The following is a 14,875-nucleotide window of genomic DNA, read 5'->3' on the forward strand; positions in this document are numbered from 1 at the left end:
TGCGTCCTTCTGGCATGGTCCAGATGTGTGGTTTCGCGGGGTCAGATCAAGCGGGCAGGCGCAGAAACCCTGCGTTGTGCGCGATCCGCCCGGATGCGGCAAGGGGGATGGCGGCCGCGGCATCTGTGTGCTTGCCCCCGGTGTGATTGTTCGGGATAAGAGATGCGAAATGTGTGGAGACCCTCAATGACCGCCCGTATCTATCGCCCCGCCAAGACCGCGATGTCGTCCGGCACCGCCAACACCCGTGACTGGATCCTCGAGTTCGTGGCCAACAGTCCGCGCGAGGTCGATCCGCTGATGGGCTGGACCAGTTCCGATGATACCCAGGCGCAGGTCAGACTGCGCTTCGAGACCAAGGAACAGGCGTTGGAATACGCGCAGGAAAACGGGATCATGGCCGTGGTGACAACGCCTCGGACCCGCCGCGCCAATATCCGCCCCGGTGGCTATAGCGAGAATTTCGCGACGGACAGACGCGGGTCTTGGACACACTGACGCGGTCGGCGGGGTTACAGCGCGCCCTGACCCCGCGCCGGCAGGCCGCGACAGACGCCCCGGGCCACCTCCGATCTTCCCCAGCCTGAGCGGAACCTCGATGACCATCACCCACCTCGTTACCCATTCCGGCGGTTTCCATGCGGACGAGGTGCTGTCGTCGGTCGTTCTGACGCGCCTGTTTCCCGATGCGGTGGTGGTCCGGTCGCGCGACGAAAGCTGGATCACCCCCGCCGCCAGCCGGATCGTCTATGACGTGGGCCGGAATTACGATCCCGAAGCGCTGATCTTCGATCATCATCAACGCCCGAACCCGCTGCGCGAGGATGGTCAACCCTACAGCTCGTTCGGGCTGATCTGGCGGCATTTCGGGCGCGATTACCTGCGGGCGCTGGCCGTGCCCGAGGCGGATATCGAGAATGTTCATCGCGGGTTCGACCAGGGGTTCGTCCTGCCTGTCGATATGCTCGACAACGGCGCGCTTGAGCCTTCGGTCGCGGGCGTTCTGGCGGGCATGACGCTGCCGGTGCTTCTGGAAACGCTGAAGCCCGTGTTCGACGAACGCGACGAGACGGCAGATGACCGCGCCTTCCTGGACGCGCTGCCGGTGGCGCGGGCCTTTGTCGAGGCCGCGATCAGGGGCCGGGCCGCCAAGCTGCGCGCGGAACACATGGTGCTGCAGGCGATCGAGGCCGCGGGCACTTCGCACGTGCTTGAATTGCCGATGGGGATGCCGTTCCGTTCGGCGATCGAAAAGGCGGGTGCGGATCACCTGTTGTTCGTGGTCCATCCGCGCGGCGACGACTGGGCCCTGACCACGATCCGCAAGAGTGGCGACAGCTTCGCGGCCCGCGCGGACCTGCCCGAAACATGGGCCGGGTTGACCGACGCCGAGCTGGAAAAGGCGTCCGGTGTGGCGGGCGCGAAGTTCTGCCACAACGCGCGCTTCATCGCCGTGGCCGCCACGCGCGACGCCGTCCTCGAGATGGCGAACCGGGCCGTTCAGGAGGCAGGCGCGCCGGCCTGATCAACGCGCCGGTGGGGCGGGCGTGGACGCGCGCCGCGATGCTTCCGACAACACCTGTTTCCCAAGTGCCGCACCATCGTCCGTGCAACGCGACGCGCGTTTCGTCTGTCACGGCGGCGGCCGAATGCGCCGCCGTGACATGATGTTCCGCCCGCCGGGGGCGGTTTTACAGATCCATCAGCAACCGGCGCGGATCTTCCAACGCCTCTTTCACCCGGACCAGGAAGGTCACAGCGCCCTTGCCGTCGACAATGCGGTGGTCATAGCTCAGGGCCAGATACATCATCGGCCGGATCACGACCTGGCCATCGATGGCCATCGGGCGGTCCTGGATCTTGTGCATCCCAAGGATGCCCGACTGCGGCGGGTTCAGGATCGGCGACGACATGAGCGAGCCATAGACACCGCCGTTCGAGATCGTGAAGGTGCCGCCCTGCATCTCGGCCATGGACAGCTTGCCGTCGCGGGCCTTGGCGCCCATTTCGGCGATGCTCTTCTCGATGGTTGCGAACGACATGGCGTCGGCGTCGCGGATCACCGGCACGACAAGGCCGGTGGGCGTGCCCGCCGCGATCCCCATGTGCACGAAGTTCTTGTAGACCACATCGGTGCCGTCGATCTCGGCGTTGACCTCGGGCACCTCTTTCAGGGCATGAACGCAGGCCTTGGTGAAGAACGACATGAAGCCCAGTTTCACGCCGTGCTTCTTCAGGAACAGATCCTTGTATTCGTTGCGCAACGCCATGACCTCGGTCATGTCCGCCTCGTTATAGGTGGTCAGCATCGCGGCGGTGTTCTGGCTGTCCTTCAGCCGCTTGGCGATGGTCTGGCGCAGGCGTGTCATCTTGACCCGTTCCTCGCGGTCGGCGTCCGATGCGGGCGAGGGGGCACGTTTCTGGGCAGGCTGGGCGGGCGCGCTCTGCGCAGCAGGCGGGGCCGACCCTGCCGCGATGGCCTTTTGAACGTCTTCCTTCATGATCCGGCCGTCCTTGCCGGTGCCGGTGACGGCATCGCGCGAGATGCCTTCGTCGGCCATCATCTTCTTGGCCGAAGGCGCATCTTCGCCGGTTGCGCCCGTTCCCTCGAGACCACCCGGTTCCTCGGTCGTGTCGGGGGTGCCTTCGTCGGCGGAATAGGCCGCGCCCGAACCGCCGCGCGACATCGTACCCAGCTTGCCGCCGGCCTCGACGGTGTCGCCCTCTTTCGCCAGAATCTTGCCCATCACGCCGGCGGCGGGGGCCGGAACCTCGACGCTGACCTTGTCGGTCTCCAGCTCGCACAGCATCTCGTCGGCCTCGACGGCGTCGCCTTCCTTCTTGAACCAGGTGGACACCGTCGCCTCGGTCACGGATTCGCCCAGGGTCGGCACCATGATGTCGACCGACTGACCGCCTCCGGATTTCTCTTCGGGGGCGGCTTCCGTTGTCTCGGCCTTCTCGGCGCTGGCCTTCGGCTTGGTTTCTTCCGGGCCGGCCGAACCTTCCTCGGCGATATTGGCCAAAAGGGCGTCGACGCCCACCGTCTCGCCTTCGGCGGCGACGATCTCGGACAGGACACCGGCGGCGGGCGAGGGCACTTCCACCGTCACCTTGTCGGTTTCCAGCTCGCACAGCATTTCATCGGCCGCGACGGTATCGCCGGCCTTCTTGAACCATGTGGCGACGGTGGCCTCGGTGACGGATTCGCCCAGCGTGGGCACGCGAACTTCGGTTGCCATGATCTTATCCTTCCAGTCCAAGCGCGGTATCGACCAGCGCGGATTGTTGTGCCTTGTGTTGCGACGCGAGGCCGGTGGCCGGCGACGCCGCGGCGCTGCGCCCGACATAGACGGGGCGTGTGGTCTTGGCGCCGATCCGCGACAGAACCCATTCGATGTTCGGTTCGATGAAGTTCCAGGCGCCCTGGTTCTTGGGTTCTTCCTGGCACCAGATCATCTCGGCCTGCTTGAAGCGCTCCAGCTCCTTCACGAGGCTGAGCGCCGGGAACGGATAGAACTGTTCGATGCGCAGCAGATAGATGTCGTCCAGCCCCTCGGCGTCGCGTTTTTCCAGCAGGTCGTAATACACCTTGCCCGAACACAGCACGACGCGCCGGATCTTGTCGTCGGGTTGCAGTGTCATGTCGGAATTGCCGTATTGCGCATCGTCCCACAGCACGCGGTGGAACGACGATCCGGTCTGGAAATCCTCGGCCTTGTTCACCGCCATCTTGTGACGCAGCAGCGATTTCGGCGTCATCAGGATCAGCGGCTTGCGATAGCTGCGGTGCAGCTGGCGGCGCAGGATGTGGAAATAGTTGGCCGGCGTCGTGCAATTGGCGACGATCCAGTTGTCCTGACCGCACATCTGCAGGAACCGTTCGAGACGCGCGCTGGAATGTTCCGGGCCCTGTCCCTCATACCCGTGGGGCAGCAGGCAGACCAGGCCAGACATCCGCAGCCATTTGGATTCGCCCGACGAGATGAACTGGTCGAACATGATCTGCGCGCCGTTGGCAAAATCGCCGAACTGTGCTTCCCACAGGGTCAGGGCGTTGGGTTCGGCCAGCGAATAGCCGTATTCGAAGCCCAGCACCGCGTATTCCGACAGCATCGAATCGATGACCTCGTAATGCGCCTGGCCTTCGCGGATGTGGTTCAGCGGATAATAGCGGTCTTCGCTCTCCTGGTTGACGATGGCCGAATGGCGTTGCGAGAACGTGCCGCGCGCGCTGTCCTGTCCGGCAAGGCGGACGGGATAGCCTTCGGTCAGCAGCCCGCCGAACGCCAGGGCCTCGGCCGTCGCCCAGTCGAACCCGACGCCGGTCTCGAACATCTTCTTCTTGGCCTCGAGCAGACGGTCGATTGTCTTGTGGGTGGCAAACCCCTCGGGCACCGTGGTCAGCGCCTTGCCGATCTCGTCGAAGGTCGATTTCTTGATCGCCGTCTTGCCGCGCTGGTATTTCTGCCCCTGCTTGTCCAGGTGCGACCAGCGCCCGTCCAGCCAGTCGGCCTTGTTGGGGCGGTATTCCTTGCCGGCCTCGAACTCGTCGTTCAGGAAGCTCTGGAACTTGGCCTTGGCATCCTCGATCTCGCCTTCGGGGATCAGGCCGTCGGCGATCAGGCGATCGGTATAGAGCGTCAGCGTCGTCTTCTGTTTCTTGATCTTGTTGTACATCTGGGGGTTGGTGAACATCGGTTCATCCCCCTCGTTGTGACCGAACCGGCGATAGCAGAAGATGTCGATCACCACGTCCTTGTGAAACTTCTGGCGGAACTCGGTTGCCACCTTGGCGGCGTGGACCACGGCTTCGGGATCGTCGCCGTTGACGTGGAAGATCGGCGCCTCGACCACCAGCGCGTTGTCGGTGGGATAGGGGGACGAGCGCGAGAAGCTGGGCGCGGTGGTGAACCCGATCTGGTTGTTCACCACGATATGCATGGTGCCGCCCGTGCGATGGCCGCGCAGACCCGACAGCGCGAAACATTCGGCGACGACGCCCTGGCCCGCGAAGGCCGCATCGCCATGCAGCAGGATCGGCAGAACCTTGGTGCGGTCCTCGTTGCCCAGCTGGTCCTGCTTGGCGCGCGCCTTGCCCAGGACCACGGGGTTCACCGCCTCGAGATGGCTGGGGTTGGCGGTCAGCGACAGGTGCACCGAATTGCCGTCGAATTCACGGTCCGACGATGCGCCCAGGTGGTATTTGACGTCGCCCGATCCGTCGACATCCTCGGGCTTGAAGGATCCGCCCTGGAACTCGTTGAAGATCGCGCGATAGGGCTTTTGCATCACGTTGGCCAGCACCGACAGGCGCCCGCGGTGCGGCATCCCGATGGTGATCTCCTTGACGCCCAGGTTGCCGCCCCGCTTGATGATCTGCTCCATCGCGGGGATCAGCGCCTCGCCGCCGTCCAGACCGAACCGCTTGGTGCCCATGTATTTGACATGAAGGAACTTTTCGAAGCCTTCCGCCTCGACCAGGCTGTTCAGGATCGCCTTGCGTCCCTCGCGGGTAAAACGGATTTCCTTGTCGTATCCCTCGATCCGTTCCTTCAGCCAGGCGGCCTGGGTCGGGTCGGAGATATGCATGTATTGCAGCGCGAAGGTGCCGCAATAGGTGCGCCGCACGATCGCCAGGATCTCGGCCAGGGTCGCGACCTCAAGCCCCAGCACATTGTCGATGAAGATCGGGCGATCCATGTCGGCGGCGTCAAAGCCATAGGATGCGGGGTCCAGTTCCGGGTGGTCGCCGGAATCGCGCATCCCCAAGGGATCCAGGTCGGCGGCCAGATGGCCCCGGATGCGATAGGCGCGGATCAACATCAGCGCGCGGATCGAATCCAGCACCGCCTTGCGGATCTGCGTATCGGAAACCGAAACGCCTTTTTCCTCGGCCTTGGCGGCGATCTTCTGCCCGGCGGCTTTCGCGTCCTTCGCCATGGCGGCGGGGGCGGTGGGCCATTGCCCGTCCAGGGCCGCGGTCAGATCGTCGTCCGGCTGTGGCGGCCAGTCGGTGCGCGCCCAGCTTGGGCCCGATGCCTCGGCCTTGGCGTCCTCGGGGCTGTCGCCCAGAGCCTTGAAGAACGCGCGCCAGCTTTCGTCCACCGCCGACGGGTCGTTGGCATAGCGGGCGTAAAGCTGTTCCAGGTATTCGGCGTTGTGCCCCTGCATGAAGCTGGAGGCGTGGAAGGCATCGTTCGGGGACTGATCGGTCATGGGATCACCTCGTGGGACGGAAATGAAGGCCGGAGCTTTTCGGGCCGGGATCTGAGGGCAACGGCAAGACGCCCCTGGGATTCGTGAAGGACATAGGCATCCCGTGCGTGGCCGCCAATATCGACGTGTCGAACATGGCCGGCATCATGGTTGTGGCCCCCACTGGTTGGGGCGCGGCTCGCTCGGGCGGGCAAGCCACCACAGCACCAGCAGCGGCGAGACGGCAAGCACGATCATCGCCGGGATCAGGATCGCGCTGGCAACGATGTCCGCCGCGCCGTCCTGCACCGCGTCGAGCCCGCCAAAGAACGCCAGCGCGCCGGTGATGCCGACCATCACGATCAGCGGATAGAACAGGTAAAACCCCGTGCGGCCGGTGTCGTGCATCCGCCGCCATCCCGCCGCAAGGGCGGGCAGGAACGTGACAAGCGCGAACAGCCCGGCAAGGGGGCCATCGGCCTGCAGGGCCGCGTGGCCGGGCGAGGTTTCGACCATGGTGGTGCCGAACAGGATCGCATCGACCACGCCGAACAGGATCGTGCCGATGATCACGAACAGGATGAACTTCCAGTATTCCGGTCGCGAGGCACGGCCCGAGAAGGTGACATACTTGCGCATGCAGGTGCGTATCGCCTGAGTGAACGTCATGGCCTGTCCCACCAGAAGCCTTCGATGAACATGTCCGCATCGGCCAGATCGCCGTTCATGTCCAGATCGATCGTCAGAAGTTGCCAGACATCGGGCAGGGGTGTCGCGGAAACGTCCTTGGTCGGAACGTCGGGTGGCGTGCGGGCGCTTTGCGCGCTGATGATGCCGCCAAAGCCCTGCACCTTGTCACGGTCGGTCAGCGCGATCAGACGGCGGCCGATTTCGGCGGCCTCGCGGTTTCCGACCGTCGAGATCATGCAATAGAGCGTCGGGCGCGGCGCGCTGTGCGTCGTGATCTGCACCACGGTGGTGCCGTCGCCCGGTGTCAGGAAGACATGGCGTGCCCCGGCGCCGTCGCGGTCCAGCCGCTTGCGCCCCCGCACCTCGCGCTGGCCTTCGTCGGTGCGCAGCACGTCGAGCGGGAAGCGCACCGTCGACGCCTCGGTAGCATCGGCAAGCAAACCGATGCGCGCGTGGACCGCCGGCAGGTCCGACGCGTCCGGCTGCTGCCAGCCTTCGGCCATCAGGGTGGCGGCGGGATCACCGCCCGGACCGGCGGCACAGGCGCGCAGAACACGGTCGGCAGGGCCGGCTGCTGCTCCGGCGCCCGCCAGGGCGGCGACCACCGCCAGAATTGCACCGTGACGCGCGCCCATTGCCAGGTCCTTAACCCTTGATGGCCTTCAGCACGGCTTCGCCCAGGCCGGCGGGGCTGTCGGCGACGACGATACCGGCGGCCTTCATCGCCTCGATCTTGTCTTCCGCGCCGCCCTTGCCGCCGGCGACGATCGCACCGGCGTGGCCCATGCGACGGCCCGGAGGGGCGGTGCGCCCGGCGATGAACCCCGCGGTGGGCTTCCAGCGACCGGCCTTGCGTTCGTCGGCCAGGAACTGCGCGGCGTCTTCCTCGGCCGAGCCGCCGATTTCGCCGATCATGATGATGCTTTCGGTTTCCGGGTCGGCCAGGAACATTTCCAGGATGTCGATGTGTTCGGTGCCCTTGATCGGATCGCCCCCGATGCCGACGGCGGTGGATTGGCCGAGGCCGCTGTCGCTGGTCTGTTTCACCGCCTCATAGGTCAGGGTGCCCGAGCGCGACACGACACCGACCGATCCGCGCTTGTGGATATGGCCGGGCATGATGCCGATCTTGCAGGCGTCGGGGGTGATCACACCGGGGCAGTTCGGCCCGATCAGCCGCGACGACGACCCTTCCAGCGCCCGCTTGACCTTCATCATGTCCAGCACCGGGATGCCTTCGGTGATGCAGATGATCAGCGGGATTTCGGCGTCCAGCGCCTCCAGGATGGAATCGGCGGCGAAGGGGGGCGGAACATAGATGACGCTGGCATTGGCGCCGGTCTTTGCCACCGCTTCGTGGCACGAGTTGAACACTGGCAGGTCCAGGTGTGTCTGCCCGCCCTTGCCGGGCGTCACGCCGCCGACCATCTTCGTGCCGTATGCGATGGCCTGTTCCGAATGGAACGTGCCCTGGGATCCGGTGAACCCCTGGCAGATCACCTTGGTGTTTTCGTCTACAAGAATGGCCATGTCGGCTCCTTTTTCAGTCGTTCTTGGGGCGGCGTGGCCGCCAAAGTGGTCAGGACCGGGGCGGCTCGTCGCCGACCAGCGCATCCAGTGCGCGAATGGCGATCAGACCGGCGCCGGCGATGATCAGTGACCGTCCCAACGTGGCGTTCAGGTTGCGCGGCATCACCCGCACCACGCCGTCGCGGGTCACGCGGGCGGCCCGCTGGGCGTAGGTGTCGTGCCGGTCGTCACCGTGTCCACGCTGCGGCAGCTCCAGCGCCAGCGGACGCCAGCGCCGTATCAGGAAGCCAAGCCCGATCAGTGCCAGACCGGAAAGCAACGGCGCCGCTTTCGCGGCCGGATCGGCGGCCGGAAGCGGGGTGATGTCATGGATCCTTGGCAGCGTCATGGTTCAGCACCCTTCCTTGGCAATGGCGCAAAGAGAAGACAGGGAATCGCGGCAGGTTCGGGGGGCGCGGTTCAGATCATGGAAAGACATGGCGTTGTCGACCTCCGTTTTGCCGTTTCCGCATCGCCGTGCGGCCCCCGGCATCGGACCCTGCCGACCTCGCCGCCGACATGGCGCGGGCGCATGGTTCGACGATCCCGGGGCCGCGACGATTCTCACCCCTTCACGGCCTTCACGATCTTTTCGGCGCCGTCGCGCAGGTCGTCCGCCGCGATCACGTCGAGGCCGCTCTCGTTGATGATGCGCTTGCCTTCCTCGACGTTGGTGCCTTCCAGACGCACCACCAGCGGCACCTTCAGGCCGACCTCCTTGACCGCGCCGACCACGCCTTCGGCGATCACGTCGCAGCGCATGATGCCGCCGAAGATGTTGACCAGGATGCCTTTGACGTTGGGATCGGAGGTGATGATCTTGAACGCCTCGGTCACTTTCTCCTTGGTGGCGCCACCGCCGACATCCAGGAAGTTGGCAGGTTCGGCGCCGTAGAGCTTGATGATGTCCATCGTCGCCATGGCCAGGCCGGCGCCGTTGACCATGCAGCCGATTTCGCCGTCCAGCGCGATATAGTTCAGGTCGTATTTCGAGGCGGCCAGTTCCTTGGCATCCTCCTCCGTCTCGTCGCGCAGGGCGGCGACATCGGCCTGGCGATACAGGGCGTTGGAATCGAACGACACCTTGGCGTCCAGCACCTTCAGATCGCCGCTGTCGGTCACGATCAGCGGATTGATCTCGAGCATCTCCATGTCCTTCTCGGTGAAGGCCTTGTAGAGCAACCCCATGAGGTTGACGCACTGCTTGATCTGCCCGCCTTTCAGGCCCAGCGAAAACGCGATGCGCCGCCCGTGGAACGGCTGGTATCCGGTGGCCGGATCGACGGTGAAGGACAGGATCTTGTCGGGGGTGTTGGCCGCGACCTCCTCGATGTCCATGCCGCCCTCGGTCGAGCAGACGAAGGAAATCCGCGACGATGCGCGATCCACCAGCAGGGCCAGGTAAAGCTCGGTCTCGATGCCCGAGCCATCTTCGATATAGATGCGGTTGACCTGCTTGCCGGCCGGTCCGGTCTGGTGCGTGACCAGCGTGCGGCCCAACATCCGGCGGGCTTCGTCGGCCGCTTCGGCCACTGATTTCGTCAGGCGCACGCCACCCTTGTCGCCGGCGTCGGCTTCCTTGAACTTGCCCTTGCCGCGTCCGCCGGCGTGGATCTGGGCCTTGACCACCCAGAGCGGGCCGTCCAGTTCGCCAGCCGCGTTCTTGGCGTCTTCGGCGCGCGTCACGGCACGCCCATCGGACACGGGTGCGCCATAAGATCGCAGCAGGGCCTTGGCCTGATATTCGTGGATGTTCATGGCGCGGATACCTCTGTTCTGAAGTGCTTTGCACAATACATGGCACGGGCGCGGTGGCGACAGGAAGCGCTTTTGCCCGGATATTGACGGTTTGAGCCAAGAAGACGGCTGTTGTGATCACAAGTCTGACGGCAGTGATCACAAAAAGTCTGGCCGGTCGTCGATAATCGCCGCCGGGCATACCGGCGAGGGTGGGCCAGTGATGACTCGCTGCGCCGAGTCGGGTTAGTGTGCAACCAAGGGGGAACGTTTGCCGCGTGGCGGTCGTTGTCCCCGCAAAGGGGCGTCGCCAGACGTCTGTTCAGCCTCGGGAGATATGTACATGGCCGAAAGCACCGGCTCGGAATTCACGCGGACGACAATCATCGTCAGCATCATCGCCGCCTTGGGGTGGTTGACCGCCATTTATTTTCTGACCCAGAGCAACGCCGCGGGGTCGCGCGTCGAGAATTTGGTCCAGGAGCGTGACCAGGTTCAGGCGACGCTGAACACCCAGCGCGAAAAAGCCGGAACGATCGAGGATCTGGACGCCCAGATCGCGACACTGCAGCCCGAGCGCGATGAATTGCAGGGCCAGCGCGATGCGGCCCAGTCGGAACTGGAGGAACTGCAGACGCAATCGTCCGAACTGGAATCGAAGGTCAGCGAACAGCAAGCCGCGCTGAACGACGCCGAAACCCGCATCGCCGATCTGGAAAAGCAGGCCGAACCCCTGCGCCAGGAAATCGCCGGTTATGACGAGCAGATCAGCACGCTTCGCGAGCAGATCGAGGCCCAGACGAAGGAGCGCGAAGAGATCGGCGCCCGGGTCGAGGAAGCCCGCGCACAGGAAGCCGAGATCCAGGAAACGCTGGCCAAGCTGACCCAGGAAACGTCCGACCTGACCGCCCAGGCGCAAGACGCCGAAAGCCGTCTGCAGGACGCCCGCACCGAACACGCCACGCTGAGCGAGGAAGTCGGGACCATGCGCGAAGAGGCCATCGCGCTGGAACAGCAGGTCACCGAGGCCCGCCGTTCAGTCGAATCGCTGAGCGAGGAGAAGCAGGCCCTGCAAAACGACGTGAGCGCGGCCGAGGAACAGCGTGCACGGCTTCAGGGCATGGTGACCGAACTGACGCAGGACGTGACGACGCGCTCGGAAGAACTGCTGCAGATCGAAAAGCGCATCGAAAGCCGCCTGGGCGCCGACGATGGCGCGACCGCCGCAACCGCAAGCGACCCGACGCCGGCACAGGCCGAATCCCGCGAGGGCGCGACTGCGACACAGGCGCTTGAATCGGGTGAAGGCACTGCCGATGGTTCCGACAGCGCGGCTGCCGAACCGCAGGAGACGGGTTCGCCCGAAACCGAAGGCAACGAGGCGGGCGCAGACGACGGCACAAACGAAGCCGATGGTGCGCCGCAACAACCCACCGCATCGGACGAGACGCAGACCGACGGTAAAACCGCGCAACAGCCTGACAGCGCGATGGGCGGTGACGAAAGCAGCGCTGGTGACAACGCGCAGGACGGGGATGTAGCAGCGGATGCTGCTGATGACGCCGCGCAAAGCGAAAGCGCGACGTCCGGTGCCGCTGAGGACAACGCGGGCGAGGGCGCGACTACGGACGCTTCTGACGAGGGTGCGCAGGACGAAACGTCGGCGACGGATGCGTCCGAGAACAGTGCGCAGACTGAAACGCCGGCAGCGGATGGTGCGCAGAACGAGACGGCAACCACGGCTGAAGGCGGGTCCACGGACGCCGCCGGTACGGCAACAGCGAACGAAGCGACCACGGAAGCAGCCGATGACGGTGCGGCGCAGGGTGATGCTTCGGCCTCATCCGATGAGGCGGCGCAGGACGCCGAGGCAAACGGCAACGCGGCCGCTCCGGCGTCCGAAACACCCGCGGCAGCGGGTCAGGACAGCGCGATAGGCGAAACTGCCGAAGCTGCCGACTCGGCCGTCAAGCCGGGCGTCTATACCGCCGACGACATGACGCTGGAACTGACGGACGATGGCACGTTCAAGGCATCGACACCCGAGGACGACGCCTTCCTGGAAGGCGCGTTCACGACCGATGGCGATACCCTGAACATGACCGATGCAAAAGGTGCGGGGCCGGTGGACACTTTCCCGCTGACCTGCACGCTGTCACAGGACGGTGACGGCTTTTCGATCAAGGCGGACAACGACGATTGTGCGCCCTTCGCCGGAATGACCTTTGCGCCGCAAGCCGCGCAGTAACCGACACCACCCGCACAAAACAAAAGACGCGCCCGGCAAGGCGCGTCTTTTTTCGTTTCAAATCACTTGCGCGGCGATCAGGCCAGCGAGGAATCGATGCCCTTGCAGGCTTCGACCAAACCCTTCACCGCATCGACGGACTTGTCGAACATCGCCTTCTCGTCCTTGGTCATCTTGATGTCGATGATCTTTTCGACCCCACCGGCGCCGATCACGGTCGGAACGCCGACATACATGCCCTTCAGGCCCAGCGCGCCATCGACGTAGGCGGCACAGGGCAGGACGCGCTTCTGGTCCTTCAGGTAAGCCTCGGCCATCTCGATGGCGCTGGTGGCGGGGGCATAGAAGGCCGACCCGGTTTTCAGCAGGCCGACGATCTCGGCGCCGCCGTCGCGCGTGCGCTGGATGATCGCGTCCATCTTGTCCTGCGTGGTCCAACCCATTTCGACGAGGTCGGGCAGGGGGATGCCACCGACGGTGGAATAGCGGGCCAGCGGCACCATGGTATCTCCGTGGCCGCCCAGCACGAAGGCCGTGACGTCCTTCATCGACACGCCGAATTCCAGCGACAGGAAATGGCGGAAGCGGGCCGAATCCAGCACGCCGGCCATGCCGCAGACCTTTTCATGGGGCAGGCCCGAAAATTCGCGCAGCGCCCAGACCATCGCGTCCAGCGGGTTGGTGATGCAGATCACGAAGGCGTCGGGCGCGTGCTGCTTGATGCCTTCGCCGACGGATTTCATGACCTTGAGGTTGATGCCCAGCAGGTCGTCGCGCGACATGCCCGGCTTGCGCGGCACACCGGCGGTGACGATGCAGACGTCCGCACCCGCGATGGCGGAATAATCGTTGGCGCCGGTGACGGAGGCGTCAAACTTTTCCGACGGACCCGACGACGCGATGTCCAGCGCCTTGCCCTGGGGGGTGCCCTCGGCGATGTCGAACAGGACGACGTCGCCCAGTTCCTTGATGGCGGCGAGATGGGCGAGCGTTCCGCCGATCTGACCTGCACCGATGAGCGCGATCTTGGGTCTGGCCATGTGAGTCGATCTCCACTGGTTGGCTGCGTTTGGCGCTTTGCCTAGCCATTGTGCAGCGTTCGCGCAAGGGTGCCGCACTGCGGCAATGCGATCAGCGGCGCTGGCATCGCGCGGGCGGGCGCGCTAGGTCTGCGACGATTTCTGCCTTGGAAAGGTTGCGGAGTGGTTGATCTCGGTCCGATGTTCTTTGCCGTCGCGATCCCGGCAGTCCTGTTCGCGGGCGTGTCCAAGGGCGGCTTCGGCGGCGGCGTCGCCTTTGCCGCGTCGGTGTTCCTGGCGCTGATCCTGACACCGGGCCAGGCGATTGGGCTGATGCTGCCGCTGTTGATGGTGATGGATCTGACGGCGGTGCGCGCCTATTGGCGCCGCTGGGACTGGCCCGTGGCGCGACGGCTGATGCTTGGTGCCTTGCCGGGCGTCGCGCTGGGGGCACTGCTTTACAAGGTGGCGGATGCCGATGTGGTGCGGTTGCTGATCGGGCTGGTGGCCCTGGGCTTCGTCGCGTTCCAGATCGCCCGTGCCCGCGGCTGGCTGCGAATCGAACGACGGTCGGTGTCGCCGGTCGTCGAATATTTCTGGGGCGGGGTTGCGGGGCTGACCAGTTTCATCAGCCATGCGGGCGGACCGCCCGCCGCGGTTTACCTTCTGACGCGCGGTCTGACGAAGACGACATACCAGGCGACGACGGTCCTCACCTTCTGGGCGATCAACGCGTTCAAGCTGGTGCCGTATGGCGCGCTGGGGATTTTCAGCCGCGACACCCTGACTGCCAGCCTTATTCTGGCGCCCGTGGCGATCGCCGGGATCCAGCTGGGCGTCTGGCTGCACCGGATCGTCAACGAACGTCTGTTCTTCGCGCTGACCTATGCGTTCCTGGCGATCACCGGTGCCAAGCTGATCTTCGACGCGCTGACCTGAGGCCGCGCGCCGAAATCTCTCAGGCGGGTTGGCCGGCCGGCGGCAGGGATTCGGCCAGGTTTTCGAACGCCTGACCCGCGGCCACCACACAGGACACGCCGGCAGGGGTCGAGACCAGAATGGTCCAGGTGCCCGTGGCGACAGAGGCGAAAACCTCGACCACCTGAGCGTTGCTGGCCAGGCCGATGGACTGGCGCGTTTCACCGAACTGGCCATTCAGACGCTCGACCACCGTCGCGCGCGCCGCGCAGTTGCGGTTCGGCGTTTCGGCAAAGGCGTTCTGGGTAGCCAGAAACAGGCCACCAAGGCCCAGCATGGATGCGACAGCAATGCGGATCATCGAACGTTCCCCCTTGGGCAGGCACCCCCGGAATGGCGGTGCATCGGCGCCGGACCGTTCGTCGTGGCCATCAGCGTGACGGCAAGATTGCGGCCAGCATCGCAAATTCAGCTTAACGAAGCGTTCGCTTCATGC

At 65.0% G+C, this 14,875-nt stretch carries 13 protein-coding genes; 4 read left to right on the top strand and 9 right to left on the bottom strand.

Features of this window, described 5'->3' with window-relative positions:
- The first annotated feature begins 186 nt into the window (after positions 1-186).
- Both CFP68_RS12200 and CFP68_RS12205 read left to right on the top strand, forming a co-directional pair.
- On the top strand, positions 187-498 hold the full coding sequence (locus CFP68_RS12200) for an ETC complex I subunit (RefSeq protein WP_099827216.1): 312 nt from the start codon (positions 187-189) through the stop codon (positions 496-498).
- 100 nt (positions 499-598) lie between these two features.
- Positions 599-1,525, top strand: a complete 927-nt coding sequence (locus CFP68_RS12205; protein WP_099827217.1) for an MYG1 family protein — start codon at positions 599-601, stop codon at positions 1,523-1,525.
- Positions 1,526-1,691: 166 nt separating this feature from the next.
- Here the strand turns inward: CFP68_RS12205 and odhB are convergent, their stop codons facing one another.
- The 7 genes from odhB to sucC form a co-directional block, all read right to left on the bottom strand.
- Positions 1,692-3,242, bottom strand: a complete 1,551-nt coding sequence (odhB, locus tag CFP68_RS12210; RefSeq protein WP_099827218.1) for a 2-oxoglutarate dehydrogenase complex dihydrolipoyllysine-residue succinyltransferase — start codon at positions 3,240-3,242, stop codon at positions 1,692-1,694.
- A 4-nt stretch (positions 3,243-3,246) separates the two neighbouring features.
- Complete coding sequence (locus CFP68_RS12215) at positions 3,247-6,219, bottom strand: 2-oxoglutarate dehydrogenase E1 component (protein WP_099827219.1); 2,973 nt, start codon at positions 6,217-6,219, stop codon at positions 3,247-3,249.
- A gap of 144 nt (positions 6,220-6,363) precedes the next feature.
- On the bottom strand, positions 6,364-6,867 hold the full coding sequence (locus tag CFP68_RS12220) for a DUF805 domain-containing protein (RefSeq protein WP_099827220.1): 504 nt from the start codon (positions 6,865-6,867) through the stop codon (positions 6,364-6,366).
- Positions 6,864-7,523 (bottom strand): hypothetical protein, encoded by a 660-nt coding sequence (locus tag CFP68_RS12225; protein WP_099827221.1) that lies wholly within the window; start codon positions 7,521-7,523, stop codon positions 6,864-6,866. The genes CFP68_RS12220 and CFP68_RS12225 overlap by 4 nt, the downstream gene beginning before the upstream one ends.
- 10 nt (positions 7,524-7,533) lie before the next feature.
- Complete coding sequence (sucD, locus tag CFP68_RS12230) at positions 7,534-8,418, bottom strand: succinate--CoA ligase subunit alpha (RefSeq protein ID WP_099827222.1); 885 nt, start codon at positions 8,416-8,418, stop codon at positions 7,534-7,536.
- A gap of 49 nt (positions 8,419-8,467) precedes the next feature.
- The gene (locus CFP68_RS12235) at positions 8,468-8,806 is read right to left on the bottom strand and encodes a hypothetical protein (RefSeq protein ID WP_241524066.1); all 339 of its coding nucleotides are present in this window, start codon (positions 8,804-8,806) and stop codon (positions 8,468-8,470) included.
- A gap of 215 nt (positions 8,807-9,021) precedes the next feature.
- Entirely contained in the window at positions 9,022-10,215 is a 1,194-nt protein-coding gene (gene sucC, locus CFP68_RS12240; RefSeq protein ID WP_099827223.1) for an ADP-forming succinate--CoA ligase subunit beta, read from the bottom strand.
- 322 nt (positions 10,216-10,537) lie between these two features.
- Here sucC and CFP68_RS12245 point away from each other — a divergent pair, with 322 nt between their 5' ends.
- The gene (locus CFP68_RS12245; RefSeq protein ID WP_145953448.1) at positions 10,538-12,442 is read left to right on the top strand and encodes a coiled-coil domain-containing protein; all 1,905 of its coding nucleotides are present in this window, start codon (positions 10,538-10,540) and stop codon (positions 12,440-12,442) included.
- Positions 12,443-12,519: 77 nt separating this feature from the next.
- Here CFP68_RS12245 and mdh read toward each other — a convergent pair whose 3' ends face one another.
- Positions 12,520-13,482, bottom strand: a complete 963-nt coding sequence (mdh, locus tag CFP68_RS12250) for a malate dehydrogenase (protein ID WP_099827225.1) — start codon at positions 13,480-13,482, stop codon at positions 12,520-12,522.
- Positions 13,483-13,644: 162 nt separating this feature from the next.
- On the opposite strand from mdh, the gene CFP68_RS12255 reads away from it, so the two are divergent.
- Positions 13,645-14,400, top strand: coding sequence for a sulfite exporter TauE/SafE family protein (locus CFP68_RS12255; RefSeq protein ID WP_241524067.1), 756 nt, complete (start codon positions 13,645-13,647; stop codon positions 14,398-14,400).
- A gap of 19 nt (positions 14,401-14,419) precedes the next feature.
- Here CFP68_RS12255 and CFP68_RS12260 read toward each other — a convergent pair whose 3' ends face one another.
- Entirely contained in the window at positions 14,420-14,740 is a 321-nt protein-coding gene (locus tag CFP68_RS12260) for a hypothetical protein (RefSeq protein ID WP_099827227.1), read from the bottom strand.
- Positions 14,741-14,875 lie beyond the last annotated feature (135 nt).

This window comes from Oceaniglobus indicus (assembly GCF_002751875.1).
In the GTDB taxonomy this organism is placed as follows: domain Bacteria; phylum Pseudomonadota; class Alphaproteobacteria; order Rhodobacterales; family Rhodobacteraceae; genus Oceaniglobus; species Oceaniglobus indicus.